Consider the following 19206-nt stretch of genomic DNA (forward strand, 5'->3'; position numbering starts at 1 on the left):
TCTATCACTTTTCCTTGATTGTTAAGTGGTCTGGTTAAGGAGGCATAACATGAGCGATTATATTTTAGAGATGAACCAGATATCAAAAGAGTTTCCAGGAGTTAAGGCATTATCTAATGTGAACTTCAAAGTGGAAAGAGGAGAAATTCACTGTCTTGTTGGAGAAAATGGTGCCGGCAAGTCGACATTGATGAAAGTGCTGAGCGGTGTCTATCCTTATGGTACGTATGAAGGGGATATCATTTTTAATGGCACTGAGCAACGATTCAATAAAATAAGTGACAGTGTAGAAGCAGGTATAGCAATCATCTATCAAGAGCTGGCATTATTTCCGGATCTTGCTGTATATGAAAATATTTTTATTAATAACGAAATACAGAGTCGCGGCGTTCTGGACTGGAACGAAGCAATTGTTCAATCCAAAAAGCTGCTCGAAAAAGTAAAGCTTAATGTCAATCCTGAGACATTGATAAAGGATCTTGGTGTAGGAAAACAGCAATTGATTGAAATTGCAAAAGCACTGAGTAAAGAAGTCAAGCTCCTCATATTAGACGAGCCGACAGCAGCACTGAACGAGGACGATAGTGAAAATCTACTGGAATTGTTACTAGCTTTAAAAGAACAGGGCATAACCAGCATCATGATTTCTCACAAACTGAAAGAAGTCATAGCTATAGCGGATAAAGCCACGGTCCTCCGTGATGGTGAAACAATGTGTACACTGGAAGCTTCTAAAGGTGAAATAACGGAAGCTGCCATTATTAAAAATATGGTTGGCCGGGAAATTGGCGACATCTATCCAAAAAGACCTGAGAAAAGATTTGGTGAAAAGATACTTGAGCTGGTGAATTGGTCTGCTTACGATCCTAAGTTAGGCCGCCAGGTTGCAAAGGATGTCAACATCCATGTTAAGCAAGGTGAAATCGTTGGTATTGCAGGCTTGATGGGTGCAGGGAGAACGGAACTTGCTCAAAGCATTTTTGGGAATGCAAAAAATTACAAGCTGCAAGGAGATTTGTTTGTAGATGGAATGCTTGCCAACTATAAGCACACGAATGATGCCATCAAAGCTGGAATTGCTTATGTAACAGAAGATCGGAAGGGTAATGGACTATTTTTACTGCAGGATATTAAAAATAACATTTCTGCAGGTAATTTAAAAGGAATCTCCGCTAACGGAATCATTAATGAAAACGAGGAAATTAAGGTAGCGGAAGAATATCGATCCTCATTAGGCATAAAAACACCATCAATCCAGCAGCTGGTTGGAAATCTGAGCGGCGGTAACCAACAGAAGGTTTCGTTAGGGAAATGGCTTTTTGTCAGTCCAAAGTTATTGATTCTGGATGAGCCGACCCGCGGTATTGATGTTGGGGCAAAATTCGAAATTTATACTGTTATGAATGAAATGATCAGCAAAGGTATGAGTATCATCATGATTTCATCAGAGCTGGGTGAGATTCTGGGAATGAGCGATCGAGTATATGTTATGGCAGAGGGCGAGATAAAAGGTGAAATGTCATCTGAGGAAGCAAGTCAAGAAAATATAATGGAGCTTGCGACGCAATAGGAGGTAAACAGATGAATTTGTTAAAAGAAGCAAAGCAAGTCATTAAACATAATATACGTGATTATGGCATGTACATTGCTTTATTGGTTATAATGGTCACTTTCTCCATCTTGACCGATGGATTATTTATGTCTTCACGGAACATTAGTAATCTACTGGATTCAGCAGGATACATTGCAGTGCTCGCTGTCGGTGTCATGCTTGTCATCGTAATACGGCACATTGATTTATCGATTGGATTTCTTGCTGGTTTCCTAGGGGCTATAGCAGCAATCCTGCTTCTGAACGGGGTACCGGTCTATCTGGTTATACCGATTGTCCTGATACTGGGTATTCTTGCTGGTTCCATTACAGGCTTTTTGGTAGCAAAAGTCGGAATCCCAGCCTTTGTTGCAACTTTAGCGGGATGGCTTATCTACCGAGGGGCAATTCTGTTAGTAACAGAACAATCCGGAACGATTAATGTGGACAACGAGGCTTTCAATGCCCTAGGGAATGGCTATATTCCATCCATCATGGAAGTAGGAGGATTACATTTATTATCACTCATTATAGGGGCAATCGGTATTGTACTCTATATCTTCAGTGCCGTCCATAATAGAAGAAATAAAATAAGATATAACTTTGATGTAGTATCAAAATCTATGTTTATTATCCAGGTAGTTTTCGTTTCCGCGATCATCGCTTATTTTACTTGGCTTTTAGCCGGTTATAATGGTATCTCCTGGACAGTTGTCATTATTTTATTAGTCGTCACTGTTTATCACTTCGTTACTACCAAAACGGTAATCGGCCGTCATATCTATGCAGTGGGAAGCAACCCTGAAGCAGCACATCTTAGTGGTATCAGTGTTAGTAAGATAACATTTCTCGTTTTCGGTTCCATGGGAATGCTCGCAGGACTATCAGGGATTCTTTTTACAGCTCGCCTGCAAGCGGCTACAACGACAGCAGGAACTCTTTTTGAACTTGATGCGATCGCAGCTGCATTCGTAGGTGGTGTATCCGCAGCGGGTGGTGTAGGTAAAGTGACAGGAGCTGTCATCGGTGCCATCGTTATGGCCACCCTGACAAATGGAATGAACTTGATGGGTGTCGGGATCGCACCACAATATATGATTCGCGGGGGAGTTCTCGCTCTAGCCGTTATATTTGATGTCATGACACGCAGACAGAGAGCATAATGAACATGTTTAATAAAAGTTAAGCCGGTTTTATCCATTGAATGATAATGGTTAAGACCGGCTTGTTTTATATCTTCATAGTTTATTAGCCAATCGTTTACTAATTAAATCAATTTAATCAATTGATACTACAATGTAACCTTCTGGAAAAAAGCATGTAACCAAGTTTCGTTATACTGGGTTGCAAGAGATATTACATAAGTTCTTTTACATAAAAATGGGGGAGGCCAAAATGGAAGACTATTTAGCGAAATCACTGGATGAGTGGAAAGCAGATATTTCCGAGGTGCTGGATCAAATCAATGATGAATATGGAGAATTAAAGAAAGAGCTCCGGGTCTATTCCTATAAATATGGAATTACTAAGCAAGTGATCCAGTCCACTGTTAACGATGAAATCATCAGGAATATCCGCCAGATGTATCATAAGCCTTTTGAAGAAAAATACAATGAATTGAAAGAATACATAAGAGAATTGGATGAAAAACGCAAAGTGTTCCAAATGTTCGTTGATAAGATTGAGGAAGTGAAGCGGAAGGAAGGAACAACGAAGACAGATTTAGCTTCAACATACAAATAGGCATATTAAAACGGCATCCAGCAAAAAGGATGCCGTTTTTTCTTTAAGGATTATTTATGGGTTGCGGTTAACATATAGTATAGAAATTGTTACTCTATCACCGTAAACAGAACTAAAAGGGAGTATTTCTATACAATAGTTGCATTTTTCTGCTTTATTATATTGTGAAAGCTTCATATGAAAAATAATCCTTACAAATGAACTTTGAATCAGTAAGGGTATAAAGGATATAATAATAAGGTCCCATGTTGAGAGGTACCCGAGATGATGTACGAGAATAATATTACCCCCTTAAAAATATTGTTTTTGATTCCTCATTTAACCCATTCGAAGTAAAGCCCTTATTACCAATCATTCAAAAAATGCATCAAAGTTAGGAGTTATTAATTACATATGAAAAGTGCTACAAATGTTTTTTACATATCATTAGCCATCATGACAGGTCTTGTGCTCATGGGGGTATTGATGCCAGAATCACTGGAAAGCGCTACAAGCAGCGCTCAAAGTTTTATCCTTGATAGTTTTGGCTGGTATTACCTGGCGATTGTTACCGTATTTGTCGGAGTGTGTATTTATCTATTGGTCAGTCCGATAGGCCGGATCAAACTGGGAAAACAGGATGACGTTCCTGAGTTTTCACGCCCGACTTGGGTGGCCATGCTTTTTAGTGCAGGTCTGGGAGTCGGACTTTTATTTTATGGCACTTTCGAGCCGATCAGCCACTTTGCCATCAGTTCACCTACAGGTGAAGTCGGTACCAATCAAGGGGTCAAGGATGCGATGAGATTCACATTTTTTCACTATGGAATCCATGCCTGGGCGATTTACGGTTCCATTGCTCTAGCTCTTGCTTATTTTACTTTTAGAAAAGGGGAGCGGAGCTTAATCAGTAAGACCTTAAGGCCGCTGCTAGGAAAATATGTAGATGGACCATTGGGAACAGTGGTTGATGTCATAGCTGTCATTGCAACCATTCTAGGTGTTGCAACTACACTTGGGTTTGGAGCCTCGCAAATTAACGGGGGACTGTCATACCTGTTTGGGGTGCCAAGCAATATTGTTGTTCAGACCATCATTGTTGCGATTGTCACTGTCTTATTTATCGTCTCTGCCTCAACTGGATTAGGTAAAGGGATTAAGATCTTAAGTAATCTGAATATGGGACTTACAGCAATCCTGTTTCTTTTCGTGTTCATATTCGGACCTACTCTTTTTATTCTAAATCTTTTAGTCGACACAGTGGGTACTTACTTTCAACATTTTCTTGATATGAGTTTTCGTATTGCACCTATGAACGAAGAAGCCCGTGGATGGATCAACGGATGGACCATCTTCTACTGGGCATGGTGGATTGCCTGGTCTCCATTTGTAGGAGTCTTTATTGCCAGGGTGTCCCGAGGAAGAACAATCAGGGAGTTTATTGTCTATGTCCTGCTTGCGCCAACACTTATTTGTTTCATCTGGTTTACGACATTTGGAGGGGCGGCTATTACAACCGAATTGACAGGATTACTTTCGATCTCTTCCTTGTCACCTCCTGAATCTCTATTCGGTTTGCTGGAAACTTATCCAATCTCTATGGTATCTTCACTTTTAGCCATAGTAATTATCATAACGTTCTTTGTTACATCAGCAGACTCCGGTACGTTTGTGCTAGGGATGATGACATCGAACGGGTCACAGAATCCTAGTAACCCAATTAAGATTACATGGGGAATCTATCTTTCTGGTACTGCTCTTGTATTGATGTATTCCGGAGGTCTGCAGGCTCTGCAAAATACGATGATTATAGCAGCTCTTCCGTTTTCCATCATTTTGGGATTAATCGTCATCAGTTTGCTTAAAGCTTTGCAAAAGGAAGCAAAAGAACTGGGGATCGGACAGTTAAGAATTCCTGAAAAGAAGAAAAAGCCTATTTAAACACCATAACACAAAAGCCTTGTATCCATTCTTGGGTACAAGGCTTTTTCTATTCGGCAATAGGTTAGTGGTGAATCTGTTTCGGAGCTTAGAGAGAGGGAAGAATCAAAGCAGGGATGCGCTTCTTTTTGTGGAATAGATAGTAAATGCCATAATGAACTTAAGAATTCCATAGCAGATAAAATACAGAACTATTTAAAAGCGAGGTGACACCCATGTTCAAACGTATCATCGCAAAAGTACTGCGGCACTTACCAAACCAAGCAAAAAAAAGACCGATGCTTCCCCTGAAGGAGGTAGAAATGAAAACAGACGTATTAGTGGAAACATCTGTGAACCCTACTCCCGTTTCCCTCTATTATCCTCTGGGGGTGAAACAGAAAAAGCTCCCTGTCTATATCAATCTCCATGGTGGTGCTTTCATCATGAATGAAAAGGAGATGGATGATCCCTATTGCCGCTTCCTGGCCAATGAGGCAGGATGTGTTGTGCTGAATGTCGATTATGCGAAAGCACCGGAGTTTCCTTTTCCGAAACCCATTGAACAGGTCTATGACATTCTTCAATGGGTGAAGGGTAGAGCCGATGAGTTGAATATTGATGCGGGTAAAATCATGGTGGGCGGACAGAGTTCAGGTGGGAATATCGCAGCAGCGCTCTGTCTCTCCCTTGAAGAGAAAGAGGAAGATCAGCCGCTGCTCCAAGTGCTGTCCTGCCCGATGCTGGATTTTGTCACGCCGCATGGAGATAAACCTGAACCGGATAAGTGGCGTGCCCGCTATCCTCAAGTGGCTCATTTTCTAAACTTGTGTTATGTACCTTTAAAAGATCAAGCTGAGCATCCTCTTGCTTCCCCGGTTCGAGCAGAAGTGAGCGCCAGCTTAGCCCCAGCCCTTATCCTTATAGCGGAGTTTGACGCATTCAGACCTGAAGCGGAATGTTATGCTGAAAAATTAAAAACAGCAGGCGTGAGCGTTCAGGATGTATTGTTCGAAGGCTGTTCCCATGCTTTTACCCATTTGGGGCCAAGAGAAAGAGCAGAAGAGGCATGGCAATTGATAGCGATGAAAATCAAAGCAGCGGCCGCCTTAGAGCAAAATTGATTTCCAACTTTGGTATTCCTATCTTCCTATAATGTGTTTTGCAGCACATCAAAAGTTTTTTGGTAGTAAAACAGGGTATAAAATAAGTGAAAAGATTACAGACTTGGTAGCAATAGAAAAAAGATGATCAAGTCATTTGAAGGGTATAACGATATATCAATGATATGGACATAAAAGGAGATGGGTATGGATAAAGAGCAAAGGCAAGCGGATTTTGAGTATTGTAAAAGGATTATTAAAAAACATTCCAAAAGCTTTTACTATGCATTTTCACAACTGCCAAGTGAAAAAGCACATGCTGTTTATGCCATCTATGCTTTTTGCAGGACCGCAGATGAGTGTGCAGATGGAAACCATTCATCCATCAAAAAGGTTCAGCTCCTGAAACAACTAAAGGTGGAACTTGATTTGTTCAACGATCAAGAGGAATTGGATGAACCACTGTGGCGCGCACTTAGACACGTATTTAATAGGTATGAGATGGATATCGGCCCGTTCTATGACCAACTGACCGGGCAATCCATGGATTTAACGTTCACAGCCCCGAATACGATGAAAGAGCTGGAACAATACAGTTACTATGTAGCTGGGTCTGTCGGTTTAATGCTCCTCCCTGTTATTGCTACGAAATCTTCAACGGATTTACATTCGTCCGCTGTCAGTCTTGGCGTTGCTATGCAACTAACGAATATCCTGCGGGATATCGGTGAGGATTATCATGAGAAGAGGCGCATTTATCTACCCAAAGACGAACTAAGCCATTTTCAATATTCTCAGAGTGATTTACATAAGGGCTTGATTAATGATGAATTCATAAACTTATGGGAGAAACTTGCTGCGCGTGCCGAATCATTGTACAGCGAGTTTTTACTCAATATAGAGCTGTTCGACGCTGATAGCCGAATCCCCGTCTACCAGTCTGCCCATATTTATAAGGGCATACTTGACGCTGTTCGAAACAATGGCTATCAGTGCCTAAGCAAAAGGAATTATGTGACAAAGGAAAAAATGACCCAAATCAATGCTGCAGCTTACAGCATCCTTGATTTGCGGGAAGGAGATGCATTAACAGTTGAAAAATAAAACCGTAATTGTCATCGGAGGCGGACTCGGGGGGCTCTCGGCTGCGATTTCACTGGCACAGGCAGGTTACGATGTCTCATTATATGAAAAAAACAATCACATCGGCGGAAAACTGAACCGCCTGGATCAGGATGGTTTTGGCTTTGATCTTGGCCCATCTATACTGACAATGCCGCAGATCTTTGAAAGATTGTTTGCGGCCAGCGGGAAATCAATGAAGGACTACGTCCAAATCGAGAAGCTGGATCATCAGTGGCGCTCCTTTTTCCCTGATGGAAATGTCATAGACTTATATGAAGATTTGAAGGACATGCTAGAGAAAAATCCGTCCTTGAGTGAAAAGGATATCCATGAATATCAAAATCTGCTGAACTACTCGAAGACGCTTTATGATATGACGGATAAAACTTATTTTCAGCATGGTGTCGACAGGACGAGAGAAATCATGAAGCATACGGGACTGTTCAGTGCGATTAAGAACTTTGATCTGTTTTCGACGGTTCACGGCGGGATTGATAAACGGATCAGCAATGACCAGTTCCGCGATATGCTTTCTTATTTTATCAAGTATGTCGGTTCGTCCCCTTACGATGCACCTGCCGTGCTGAATATGATGATCTACATGCAGCATGACCAGGGTGTTTGGTATGTACCCGGTGGTTTGAATAAACTGGCGGACGGCATGGTGAAGCTGGCTGAAGAGATAGGTGTTAACTTCCACCTTGGAAGGCAGATCGTCAAGCTTGAAAAGAAGGATGGCGAAATCACAGGAGCTGTTTTGGAAGACGGGACAACATTGCAGGCAGACTATTTTGTTTCCAATATGGAAGTCATCCCGGTTTACGAACGATTGTTACAGGAAGATAGCCATTATATTAAAAAGCTGAAAAGGAAATTCGAGCCGGCCTCTTCCGGGCTTGTGATGCATCTGGGTGTGAAAAAGAGCTATCCGCAGCTGCGCCATCATAATTTCTTTTTTGCAGAAAATATGAAGGAGCAAATGCAATCGATCTTCCATCGCCGTGAACTGCCGGATGACCCTGTCATTTATCTTGTAAACGTCAATAAGACCGATCCGACGCAGGCTCCTCCAGGACATGAAAATATTAAAGTGCTGCCGCATATTCCTTTTATACGGGATGAAAACCCGTTTACACAGGAGGATTATGAACAATTCGCCGAACGGGTGCTGATCAAATTGGAAAAAATGGGCCTCGATGACTTAAGGGAACATATCGTTACGAAGGATATGTGGACACCTGAAGATATCAGAAGGACGTATGGCTCCGACCGCGGCGCGATTTATGGAACTGTTTCAGACAAAAAGAAGAACAAAGGATTCAAGCATCCGAAACAGAGTGAACGCTATAACAATCTCTATTTTGTGGGCGGGACGGTGAACCCGGGCGGCGGAATGCCGATGGTTACTTTAAGCGGCCAGCTTGTAGGAAGAAAGATCATGGAAAAGGATTCCACCCATGCCTGAGGAGGCTTTTTTGAAGGCACTACCGGAAAGACAGAGGGAGGATTTACTTTCCAAGGGAAGCCCCTCAATTGAAATACGTAAAGAACAGCTGTTGAAGCTAAAGAACATTCTTTTGGAGCATGAAGGGGCATTTATCGATGCCCTCCGATTCGATTTGGGAAAACCGGCATTCGAGGCTTTTTCATCTGAAATCGCCATCTTATTAAATGAAATCGATTATATCTATGATCATCTGGCAAGATGGATGAGGCCGGACCGTTCCCGGCATTTGAAAATGGGATATGTGGAAACAATAAACAGAAAGAGGCATCCATTCGGGAGTGTGCTCATCATTGGTTCATGGAACTACCCGCTCCAGCTCTCCTTGATGCCGGCTATCGGGGCAATCGCCGCCGGAAACCGGTGCGTGATCAAACCTTCCGAGCATGCATCGGCAACGGCCCATCTGCTGAAAGAGGTCTTGAATCATGCATTTCCTCCAGAACAAATAATTGTTGTGACGGGGGGTGCAGAGACTGCCAGCTTGCTGACTTCATCCCAATTTGACCTGATTTTTTTCACAGGAAGCAGCGAGACCGGAAAACTTGTTGCTGAGCAGGCAGCAGGACAGCTAACGCCGGTGATTCTGGAGCTTGGCGGGAAAAACCCCTGTATCCTCGATGAAACGGGCTTTTCCGAAGCTGCCATCCGGGACATCGTCTGGGGAAAATTCCTCAATGCTGGACAAACCTGCATTGCACCGGACACCCTGTTTGTCCATGAGTCCATTTTCGAAAAAACGCTTTTTGAACTTTCTGCTTCGATCACCGCTTTCTACGGGGAACGACCACATGAGAACGGTGACTATGGCCGGATCTGTACCGAAGCCCATTTTCAAAAGGTGGTTGAGTTTATCGGGCAGGGGGATGTCTCGCACGGCGGTGCATATGATCGAAATGATCGGTACATTGCCCCGACCGTGGTGACTGATATGGAACCAGGAAGTCCTATTTTGCACAAAGAGATTTTCGGTCCGGTCCTTCCCGTGATTCCCTATTCGGATTTAAACACATTGTTATCCAGTAGAATGATTCAACGGGATGCACTTACGGGATACATGTTCAGCAAAGATATGAATGGAATCCGGATGTTCAAGGACCTCATGCAGTCACCGACCATCAGCATCAATCAAGTGATCCATCACGCTGCTAGCCCCCAAATCGCGTTTGGCGGGAAGGGGAGAAGCGGTTACGGTGCTTATCACGGCAAAGCCGGTTTTCAGACGTTCAGTTATGAGAAGACAGATTACAGAGCTCATCACTTCATCCGTATGCGGGGGAAATTCCCACCGTATTCCAATCGAAATATGAAGGCATTAAAAAAGTTGAGGAAGTGGCTGTTGTAATAGGAAGAGAATTGAAGCAGCATATAGTAAGGAAATGAGGGATTCACATGAGTAAGAAAGTCATTGTTGTCGGTGCAGGTGTTGCAGGGATGGCCAGTGCCATCAGACTGCAGCATGCGGGGTACGAAGTGGAAATCTATGAAAAGGGTCCAACACCCGGTGGCAAAATGAATCGAATAGAGCTGGATGGCTATACATTTGATTTAGGGCCGAGTATCGTCATGATGCCCGACCTGTATCGGGAGATCTTTGAACTATGCGGCCGAGACCCTGATGAGTATATTCCCATGCAAAAATTAGACCCGATTTACAGGGCTTATTTCAGTGATATTCCTGACAAGCCTTTTGATATTTCCTCAGACTTAACCGAATTGACAAAGACGATTGAATCGATCAGTGAAGAAGACACAGAAGGATTTTTTAACTATCTGCATGAAATTTACAAGCGTTTTGTCATCGCAAAGCAGCACATCCTTCAGCGACCATTCCGCAAGAGGTCTGATTTTTATAATCTCCCCATGTTGAAAAAAGCGTTGAAACTGAAACCTTACGATACAGCAGACACATTTATAGGCAAGTTCATTAAGAATGAACGGTTGAAACAGCTGATCAGTTTCCAAACACTGTACATTGGAATTTCCCCTCTTAAAAGTCCATCTTTTTATACCATGATTCCGATGATTCAATTTTTATATGGAGTATGGTTCATTAAAGGCGGCATGTTTACGATGGCCCTTGCCATGGAGAGGCTCTTCAAGGAACTTGGAGGAAAAATTCACTACGGCAAAGATGTGCAGGAAATCAGCATTAATAATAAGAAGGCGGACGGGATCATCGTGGACGGCCAAACAATTCCTTCGGATTATGTCGTCTGTAATGCAGATTTCCCGTATGCCATGAAACACCTGGTCAAAGACAAGAAGGCCAAAGGGAAATTTAACGATAAAAAAATCGACAGCATGAAATACTCCTGCTCCTGTTTTCTCTTATATCTCGGTATGGACCGTAAATACGAAGAAATCGACCATGTACATAATTTTATTTTCAATGAAAATTTGAATCAGAATCTGGAAGATATTTTTGACGGAAAAAAACTGACTAATGCATCCTTTTATGTTTACATTGCCTCTAAAATGGATCCATCCCTTGCACCCGAGGGGAAGGATGGATTGTATATACTGATGCCGGTCTCTAATATCGCAGCCGCAGATTATACATGGGATGAGGAAACCGTTTCTTATTATCGAGGTTACATTTTAAATGAATTAAAGAAAATCCGTGGTTTCGAAAACATTGAAGAGGAGATTGTTACCGAAACGCATACAACTCCTCTCGACTTTGAGTCGAAATTCAATGCCTATAATGGCGCGACGTTTGGTCTGCAGCCAACCCTTGATCAAAGCAATCATTATCGGCCGCAAAGCAAGGCCACTCATTGTGAGAATTTATATTTTACGGGCAGCAGTACACATCCCGGGGCCGGTGTTCCGATTGTGCTGTTATCTGCCCGAATCACAGCACAGGAACTGATACAGGATGATACAGGCATCTTGCATGATTACTCAGTAAAATAGGCGCTGAGTGAGTTGTGTGTGGACACGTAAATATATGCTGATTCGCAATAGCTGTGTACTCACACGCAGAGAAAGGAGGCAGGTTTTGTGACAGCATCAGAAATAGTTAATCTCGCTATTGGGTTTCTGGCATTGGTTATCGGCATCCTCATGTTCTGGTCCTTGCCGGTTCCAAAGTTCACCTCGAGAAATGCGGCCAGTCTCCCGTTTCTGTCCATTATTATCCCTGCCAGAAATGAAGAAGGCAGGATCTCACCTTTATTGCAATCACTGCAGGAGCAGCGTTTCAAACAATTTGAAATACTGGTTGTGGATGACGATTCAACGGACAATACGGCGGCTGTCGCGGAAAGTTACGGTGCGACCGTCCTGCAGAATAATGGGGCAGGAAAGTCTTCAGCCTGCTGGCTCGGTGCCGAGCATGCAAAAGGGAGCTGGCTGTTGTTTTTAGATGCGGACACGCGATTCACCAGTGTAGATGGGATAAGCAATCTACTGCATTTCTATCAGGAAAAAGGAGCCCGGGGCATCGTGGCCTTGCAGCCGTTTCATACAGTTAAGCAGTGGTATGAACACCTTTCGGTTGTATTCAATATCATTGTCGTGGTGGGGATGAATCTGTTTACGATCTGGGAGTCGAGGTTTAAGACTGCTGGCTCGTTCGGTCCATGCATCCTATGCGACCGGGACGATTATTATTTGACCGGTGGGCATAAAGGAATCGAGGGAGCCATCATGGATGATCTCGCACTGGGCGAAGCATTTCTTGATAAAAATCTCCCAGTTCGCTGCCTGGGCGGCAAAGGGATCATCTCCCTGCGTATGTACCCGGAAGGTATGGAGAGCCTGATTGAAGGCTGGTGCAAAAGTTTTGCCGTCGGTTCCAAGTCTACTCACCCAGTCGTTATGTTGATGGTCATCCTCTGGATTTCAGGCAGTTTGACCATTGCAGGAGCACTGATTTCTTCCATAATTGAATGGGATGCTGCTGCCATGGTTTGGAGTGGAGTTTTGTATATCCTTTATACGATTCAGACGGCATTGTTTGCCCGCAGGGTCGGTGATTTCAGATGGGCGGTATTCCCTTTTTACCCGGTACTGTTTTTATTTTTCGCAGGGATTTATCTGTACTCTTTCATTCGGGTGAATGTTTTCCATTCTGTGAAGTGGAAAGGGCGGAAAATTAAGGTTTGATGGTTTTTAGTCCTTGTGCAAATTATGGGGGCGAGTAGCCATGATACAGTCATTATTTGTGATTAAAGAAGCACGGGATGGATTCCGTGCTTCTTTTCTTATAGTTACTGGTCTCAGGGGTGCTGTTTATTTTACTGAAAAGAGGGGAGAGAAGCTATTTATCCAAGTTTGCTGAAGTGATAATTGAATAAGCGAGGAATAACGTTGAAAAATGTACATAATAGTATTATGTAAACTTGCGTTAAAAAAAGAGAGTACAAGTGGAGTATTTGCATTCTTTAAATTGCTGGTAATCCAAAAAAGTATTGGATTGTGAACGAACGAAGCATTATTAAAAAGAAAGTAATTGTCTGGTGATTGAAAATATATGAACGGATGGTCGGTAAGATATCAATAGGAAATCAAATAAATAAAATGATAGTAATTTATGAATTACTAATTTGCTATATAAAAATTTCTATTACGTCTCAATATTAGTAGTATTCTTAGGTTTTGAGACGTAATAACTCAATTTTGGATGACTTCCTATAATATATGTTATGTAAACTAGAAAATAATAAAAATAGAGGGTAAAAAAAAACAACTTCTCTTTTACCCTTTCCTGGTCAATATTTGGATCCATCTTATTCATTTATAACATGCTGGTATTTCTGCAGTGTCATCCATTGTTCTTCTAAAGACGCCATCGGTACATAATCTGCATTTGCCGCAGCAATTACTTTATTGTACATTCTTTGTAACTGAATATCCTGGTTGGACATTTTGGTATGAATGGATTTTACATTGTCATTCTTCATCATTGCTGCGGAATTAAAGTTATCGGTTCCCATTAATTTAGCTGTGGATCGGCTTTCTAAAGCTATATTTTTTTCCCATGGAAGTAAATTTCCTATGGCTTCATCTATATTGGCTTTTAAATCCGGCAGATGTACTTTTTGAACCCGGTTCGGATCAATCAGTAAGAGCATTGCTGCTACATGGCTTTTTAGTGTTTCTATATGGATTCTCAGTATTTTTTTTAGCGCTTCATTCTGAACGTTTTGATGGTAGATTTTTAGTTTGAAGATGACTCCTTCATGGGCGGCAAGATGTTGAGCCATCAGGCCAAGATCAATGGCAGGCAATTGCATGTGTAACCCCTCCTCATTTAATCAGGGTATGCAACGTTTCCTGCTTTTGAGCTTTTCTTCATTTACTAATCATTTTTATCAGCTGTTTATTCTGAAACTGTCTCAAAACCCAAGGCAGCCTCCCATGAAACGATCTATTCTTATAAAGAGCAAAACCTTGTTTGTTTCCTAAATGAAATACTAATGGGTTTGTTATTTGGTCCGTATACAGCTCCCCCTCGCCCGTTTCAAGGAACCCCTTAATATTGGTATATAATACGTTTCCTTGTTTCACGCATGGAAGTATGGAGTTTCGGGATGGTCTGCTGCCTGCGATATCTGCACACCCACCGGCACCAAAGATAAAAGGATACTTCTTTACCTGCAGGGTTTCCTCTATAGATAAGTATCCCTTGTCAGTCACCGGAAGTTTGGAAAGCTTAAAGAGGTCCGGTGCTTTGGGAGCTTCTAACCATAATAATTTATCAAAAATTATTCCTTGTGAACGAGTAATGACGCTTTTTTCTGTTACCTTCTGGATGTCCTCATCAATATGCAGTCTCATTCCTTTTTTCCTGAGGAAATGTGAGATCTTTTTAGTTATATTGTCATCCATATCAGACAGAGTCCTGTTACCTGTAATCAAAGTGATGGGAGTATGTATTTCCTGTTTCAGTCTCCATGAGTGCAGCGTTGAAGCAATCTCCACTGCAGATGCATTCCCTCCTGCAATGACGAGCTTTTCTGCATCCCGGACAGAATCAATTGCATTCGTAAATTGGTAATTAGGCTTAATAGTATAGATATCTTCTGAAAAAGGGAGTTCATCCGTCCCTTTAGTCATTGAACCAATATTAAAAGAAATGATATCGAAATCAAGGATATCACCATTTGCGGTTAATGCCAGTTTTTGCATCGGGTCTACAGACAGCACAGCCCCCTCCATCCAATTGACACCCGACTCTTCTGCAAGTTCCTGTAAATCTTGCCTGATTTCTTGTTCGTTGTATATTCCTTCAGCATAGCCTGGGAACAGGTCAGGCGCATATTGATATCTTGAAGGCGAAATTAAAGTTATCTCAGCTTCTTTGAATGGTTCTTCTTTTAATCTCTTTAAGACCTGTATATGTGAATGGCCTCCGCCGGCCAATAGTATTTTTTCCATGAAAACGACCTTTCTAATTAGGAGTATCTGCAGTTTTCAGTGTACTGGTTTTCCCGGGATAAAAACAAGCAGCAGCCCTTAAAGAGCTGCCGCATTCACCTTTATTTCTTCTTATTCATCATTTTTGTTATCTCATTCATGTCCTTCGGAACATTTCCTGAAGTAATTGCTTTGACAAGCATTTCTTCTTTTTCTCGGGAAACAGGCTTGTTAGCCAACTGGCCTACTTTTTTTATCAGTGTTCTTACCTGCTTTTCATCTTTGAAGTTCGTGTTTTGGAAGGATTGAGCAAGTTTCATGATATCGTCCATTTTGACCCCTGTTTTTTTCTCGAAATTACCAAACATAATGGTCCTCCTCTCAAAAGGTTTCTCTATCCATCCTATGTGCTACGGAGAAACCTTGTATCAACGGACGTCCCGACCTTAGCAATATTTCTGGATTATTTAGGCGGTTAAACAAGCCATGACAAACCTTTTGCATATCATGTATTTAAGAGTTTGAAATAAGGAGGGATTGGTTGTGCAGCCGAGAAAGAGAAATACCAGGAGATCTAAAGGCTTTTGCGTCTTTCCGGGATACCGATATTGCGGTCCCGGTTGCAGCGGTCCTGGAGCTCCTGTAAATGCTGTTGATGCTGCATGTAAGGCTCATGATGAATGCTACAGCCGTTATGGACCTTCCTGTCATTGTGACCGCCTGTTCATGGAGAGGTTAAGGGCAAGAATGAACGCAGATACCACTGAGGGAAGACATGCACGGATTATGTATGCTTTCATGAGATTAAAAACAATGTTTTCATGCTAAAAAAAGAACCGGACAGCCTCTCGACGAGGGTCCGGTTTCTTTTTATATTGTCTGTGATGGATTTTCTTCTTTCCAAGCTCTTTCTAATTGGAAATCGTAATCAAACTGCTTATTCTTTCCCTGGCTTCTGCCGATGAGGAAAATGGCTACTCCGACTGCTGTCCAAATTAAAAGAAGCTTGATGACAGAAAGAATTAATGTGTAACTGAAGAAAAGCAATACGCTTAGTGAAAAGATTCCACAAATTATGATCAGCGGTAATTTCGGTTTGATCAGTGCTGTCTGGAACAATGATGGCCTCACAAATGGCAGTGCGATCATGGCAATTGCATGCCCGATGTACATTAGGAACATTCCCTGAAGAGAAACATTTAACAGGTAATCAAGCGTTCTTGTCCAGATCAAGACCAGGACAATGATGGTATTGATGGTAATAGCGACATGCGGTGTGTTGAAGCGTTTGTTCACTTTCGCAATGCCTGTCGGGATGACACGATCCTCTGCAAATGCGAACAGCATCCTTGAAACAACCATGACCAGTGAGTTCAATGTTGTGGCAAATGCCATGATAATTCCAATCATAACAATCCATTTCCCGCCTGCAGGAAGGTAAACGGAAGCGACATCGAACATGGCGCTTTGTGACTGAGCCAGTTGATCATAAGGAACAACCCCGAAGGCTACAATCGAAATAAGGAAGTAGATGATGACTGTTGCAAATGAACCGATCAACATTGTTTTTGGCATGGCTTTCTGAGGATCTTTCATTTCCCCTCCCGCCTGTGCCAATTGCTCAAATCCGAAGTAAGCAAAGAACAAGGACGGCAGGATTGCTACAAACCCGCTCCATCCATTGGGCAGCATCGGTGAAAAATTTTCTGTTTCGATAAAGAATACGCCCGGGATAACCAGTACAAGGATGGCTACGAAGAGAATGGCTGACATGACCAGCTGTACCACACCGAACCATTTAACCCCAATGATGTTCAATAAGTAAAACACTAATAACAAAAGAGTGGCAAGGACAGCTGTATTCCCGGCTCCGATGACACTGGAAATGTAGTCACCGAATGATATCGCCATGATGGCCATGACACCGAGCAATGCAATGTATTGGAACCACATGAACAGGAATCCTGCAAAGAAGTTGTTAAAGGTGCGGCTGATATGCACGTATGCCCCACCTGGGCTGTTTCCAAGCGGTGTACTCATAAAGATCAAGTATGCAAGAGCGGAACATAACAATACCGGCAGCAGTACTACATATCCGAAAGGCACTGACGGTCCTGCCTGGGCTCCCGCTTCACCTGTTACTACGAAAATACCCGAGCCAATCATGCCTCCGATCATTAAGGCATATCCATGCCATTTTCCCAATTCACGTTTTAATCCATTTTTCATGATGTTTCACCTTCTCTTTCTGTGATGGTTGTTAAGATGTCTTCTAAAGGTTTTTTGTTGATATTCGGTACTTCGCAGTTCTCGGCAGGATATCCCACTGGAACTACGACAATCGGCAGCTCATTTTTTGGCCGGTCCAACAGTTCCCGTAAAAAGGTCATCGGACTCGGTGTATGGGTCAGCATACAAAGGTTGGCATGATGGATGGCACTCATCAGGATGCCAGTGTTGACGGCTGAAGCCATAATCGGCTTTGTTTTTTGTGAATAGATGGTTCCAGGGTCTGCCACATTGTTTACTTTGAATACGATGATCAAGAATGGGGCATCAGTAAGGTGTGCCTTTTCCCAGTTCGTACCGAGAGGCTTCAGTGCGTCTCTCCATACGTCGGTGATTTTTTCTTCATAGAATACCTTCTCTTCCTGTTCAGCCTTTTCTCTGATCTTTTGTTTGGTATCTCCATCAGCTATGATGGCAAAGCGGTAGGAATCCTGAAATGGACTTGATTCCAAGGCGCTGAAGGCTTTTTCTAAAAGAGTTTTGTCAACCTGTTCTGTAGAAAAGTCCCTGACATTCCGCCGCTTTCGGATGCTGTTATAGTAATCTGCTGATATCTGGTGCATCCCGTTGGAATCCAGGGAAGGAACCATGAAGCCTATATCGGAAGAAATATGGTCAACTGGTCTATAATTCTTCGAGTCTTCGTATTCTTCAGCCATTCCAATGGAAAAGAGCATGAACGCCTCTTCATTCTCAGGCCTTTTAAGGATTCTTGATAATGATTTAACAGGTTTATGAAGGTTATAATCAAGTCCTGCCTGATTTAATGCTGCAATGAAAAAACCTCCGCAAATCCCAGCTGATTCATTAGGATAATAATGTTTTATCTTCAGCGTCTCTCCCGCTTCAATTTTGTCCAGACCGTGTTTCTGTTTGAATAGGGCCACAATATATGGTGCCGTTTCGATAAGGCTCTCATTTTCTCCTAGTGCCTTATGTATCTGTTTCTTTAATTCATGCTCTGAAACCAACACGAACGACCAAGGCTGCTGATTGGCCCCTGAAGGAGAAGTCCCGGCTGCCAGGATTGCCTTTTTGATCATTTTTTCAGATACAGCATGTGAAGAATAAGATTTTACTTGCCTTCTTGGTTTCATCCTGCCCAGGAATTGATCAAGCCGGGCATGTTGTTCTGATTCACTAACTCTCTCAAACTCTAATTTGATCATTTCTTTTGTCATCGCCATTTGTTTGCACCCCTAATCTATAAAAGAATACAAAAAAGCCCTTCACCCATAAGGGACGAAGGAGCTCCGCGTTACCACCCTTGTTGATGGAAGAATGTTCTTCCATCCACTTCATTGTGTGACAGCTTTTAAGTACGGTGTAATTCACTTGTAAGCTGCCTGAATTCACACCATCCATTCAGTCTCTGTTGCTGCCTGCTTACCCGCTACTGCTTCCGTACACTGTCATTTATGTAATTGTTAGTGAATTGCTTTTTTGCTTTTTTGCTTTAACGCTTTTATGCTTTTATGCTTTTATGCGATAAAGTGTTTATATAGAATATACAAGGATAGTAATCAAACGTCAAGAGGTAATGTTATATTTTTTAAGAATAGGTGAATAAAAAAAACCACCAGCTG

Annotated in this window: 15 protein-coding genes and 1 pseudogene; 11 read left to right on the forward strand and 5 right to left on the reverse strand. The window is 42.3% G+C overall.

The features are described 5' to 3' along the window. Positions 1-49 precede the first annotated feature (49 nt). From ACOJQI_RS09780 to ACOJQI_RS09825, 10 genes are all read left to right on the forward strand, one after another. Complete coding sequence (locus ACOJQI_RS09780) at positions 50-1570, forward strand: ATP-binding cassette domain-containing protein (protein WP_421385035.1); 1521 nt, start codon at positions 50-52, stop codon at positions 1568-1570. Positions 1571-1581: 11 nt separating this feature from the next. Next, positions 1582-2754, forward strand: a complete 1173-nt coding sequence (locus ACOJQI_RS09785) for a sugar ABC transporter permease (RefSeq protein ID WP_421385036.1) — start codon at positions 1582-1584, stop codon at positions 2752-2754. Positions 2755-2986: 232 nt separating this feature from the next. After that, positions 2987-3334, forward strand: coding sequence for a hypothetical protein (locus ACOJQI_RS09790; RefSeq protein WP_421385037.1), 348 nt, complete (start codon positions 2987-2989; stop codon positions 3332-3334). Between the two features lie 393 nt (positions 3335-3727). Then, positions 3728-5254, forward strand: a complete 1527-nt coding sequence (locus ACOJQI_RS09795) for a BCCT family transporter (RefSeq protein WP_421385038.1) — start codon at positions 3728-3730, stop codon at positions 5252-5254. A gap of 302 nt (positions 5255-5556) precedes the next feature. Then, positions 5557-6357 (forward strand): alpha/beta hydrolase, encoded by an 801-nt coding sequence (locus ACOJQI_RS09800; protein WP_421385039.1) that lies wholly within the window; start codon positions 5557-5559, stop codon positions 6355-6357. Positions 6358-6543: 186 nt separating this feature from the next. Continuing rightward, entirely contained in the window at positions 6544-7440 is an 897-nt protein-coding gene (locus ACOJQI_RS09805; RefSeq protein WP_421385040.1) for a phytoene/squalene synthase family protein, read from the forward strand. After that, positions 7430-8926: a phytoene desaturase family protein gene (locus ACOJQI_RS09810; protein WP_421385041.1), complete on the forward strand. Its 1497-nt coding sequence runs from the start codon at positions 7430-7432 to the stop codon at positions 8924-8926. The genes ACOJQI_RS09805 and ACOJQI_RS09810 overlap by 11 nt, the downstream gene beginning before the upstream one ends. A 10-nt stretch (positions 8927-8936) precedes the next feature. Beyond that, positions 8937-10310: an aldehyde dehydrogenase family protein gene (locus ACOJQI_RS09815; protein WP_421385042.1), complete on the forward strand. Its 1374-nt coding sequence runs from the start codon at positions 8937-8939 to the stop codon at positions 10308-10310. Positions 10311-10357: 47 nt separating this feature from the next. Continuing rightward, positions 10358-11884, forward strand: a complete 1527-nt coding sequence (locus ACOJQI_RS09820) for a phytoene desaturase family protein (protein ID WP_421385043.1) — start codon at positions 10358-10360, stop codon at positions 11882-11884. Positions 11885-11971: 87 nt separating this feature from the next. Further along, positions 11972-13078 (forward strand): glycosyltransferase family 2 protein, encoded by a 1107-nt coding sequence (locus ACOJQI_RS09825; protein ID WP_421385044.1) that lies wholly within the window; start codon positions 11972-11974, stop codon positions 13076-13078. Positions 13079-13701: 623 nt separating this feature from the next. On the opposite strand, the gene ACOJQI_RS09830 is transcribed toward ACOJQI_RS09825, so the two are convergent. From ACOJQI_RS09830 to ACOJQI_RS09840, 3 genes are all read right to left on the reverse strand, one after another. Then, on the reverse strand, positions 13702-14208 hold the full coding sequence (locus ACOJQI_RS09830) for a hypothetical protein (RefSeq protein WP_421385045.1): 507 nt from the start codon (positions 14206-14208) through the stop codon (positions 13702-13704). A gap of 58 nt (positions 14209-14266) precedes the next feature. Further along, complete coding sequence (locus ACOJQI_RS09835; RefSeq protein ID WP_421385046.1) at positions 14267-15352, reverse strand: NAD(P)/FAD-dependent oxidoreductase; 1086 nt, start codon at positions 15350-15352, stop codon at positions 14267-14269. A 101-nt stretch (positions 15353-15453) separates the two neighbouring features. Beyond that, a complete protein-coding gene (locus tag ACOJQI_RS09840) occupies positions 15454-15699 on the reverse strand; it encodes a stage VI sporulation protein F (protein ID WP_421385047.1) in 246 nt (81 codons plus the stop codon). A gap of 175 nt (positions 15700-15874) precedes the next feature. Here ACOJQI_RS09840 and ACOJQI_RS09845 point away from each other — a divergent pair. Continuing rightward, positions 15875-15979: pseudogene (locus ACOJQI_RS09845) on the forward strand (phospholipase); the annotation flags it as partial. 222 nt (positions 15980-16201) lie between these two features. On the opposite strand, the gene ACOJQI_RS09850 reads toward ACOJQI_RS09845, so the two are convergent. Together ACOJQI_RS09850 and ACOJQI_RS09855 are read right to left on the reverse strand one after the other, a co-directional pair. Beyond that, the gene (locus ACOJQI_RS09850) at positions 16202-17560 is read right to left on the reverse strand and encodes an APC family permease (protein ID WP_421385048.1); all 1359 of its coding nucleotides are present in this window, start codon (positions 17558-17560) and stop codon (positions 16202-16204) included. Further along, positions 17557-18807 (reverse strand): nitroreductase family protein, encoded by a 1251-nt coding sequence (locus ACOJQI_RS09855; protein WP_421385049.1) that lies wholly within the window; start codon positions 18805-18807, stop codon positions 17557-17559. Before ACOJQI_RS09855 ends, ACOJQI_RS09850 begins: the two co-directional genes overlap by 4 nt. Positions 18808-19206: the final 399 nt, after the last annotated feature.

The sequence above is a fragment of the Bacillus salacetis genome, assembly GCF_049177075.1.
Classification (GTDB): Bacteria; Bacillota; Bacilli; order Bacillales; family Bacillaceae_B; genus Rossellomorea; species Rossellomorea salacetis_A.

Coding starts and splice junctions, on each gene's coding strand:
- ACOJQI_RS09850 (WP_421385048.1), bottom strand. CDS start 17,560: ATGAAAAATGGATTAAAACGTGAATTGGGAAAATGGCATGGATATGCC.
- ACOJQI_RS09840 (WP_421385047.1), bottom strand. CDS start 15,699: ATGTTTGGTAATTTCGAGAAAAAAACAGGGGTCAAAATGGACGATATC.
- ACOJQI_RS09790 (WP_421385037.1), top strand. CDS start 2,987: ATGGAAGACTATTTAGCGAAATCACTGGATGAGTGGAAAGCAGATATT.
- ACOJQI_RS09830 (WP_421385045.1), bottom strand. CDS start 14,208: ATGCAATTGCCTGCCATTGATCTTGGCCTGATGGCTCAACATCTTGCC.
- ACOJQI_RS09780 (WP_421385035.1), top strand. CDS start 50: ATGAGCGATTATATTTTAGAGATGAACCAGATATCAAAAGAGTTTCCA.
- ACOJQI_RS09820 (WP_421385043.1), top strand. CDS start 10,358: ATGAGTAAGAAAGTCATTGTTGTCGGTGCAGGTGTTGCAGGGATGGCC.
- ACOJQI_RS09805 (WP_421385040.1), top strand. CDS start 6,544: ATGGATAAAGAGCAAAGGCAAGCGGATTTTGAGTATTGTAAAAGGATT.
- ACOJQI_RS09795 (WP_421385038.1), top strand. CDS start 3,728: ATGAAAAGTGCTACAAATGTTTTTTACATATCATTAGCCATCATGACA.
- ACOJQI_RS09835 (WP_421385046.1), bottom strand. CDS start 15,352: ATGGAAAAAATACTATTGGCCGGCGGAGGCCATTCACATATACAGGTC.
- ACOJQI_RS09855 (WP_421385049.1), bottom strand. CDS start 18,807: ATGGCGATGACAAAAGAAATGATCAAATTAGAGTTTGAGAGAGTTAGT.
- ACOJQI_RS09785 (WP_421385036.1), top strand. CDS start 1,582: ATGAATTTGTTAAAAGAAGCAAAGCAAGTCATTAAACATAATATACGT.
- ACOJQI_RS09800 (WP_421385039.1), top strand. CDS start 5,557: ATGAAAACAGACGTATTAGTGGAAACATCTGTGAACCCTACTCCCGTT.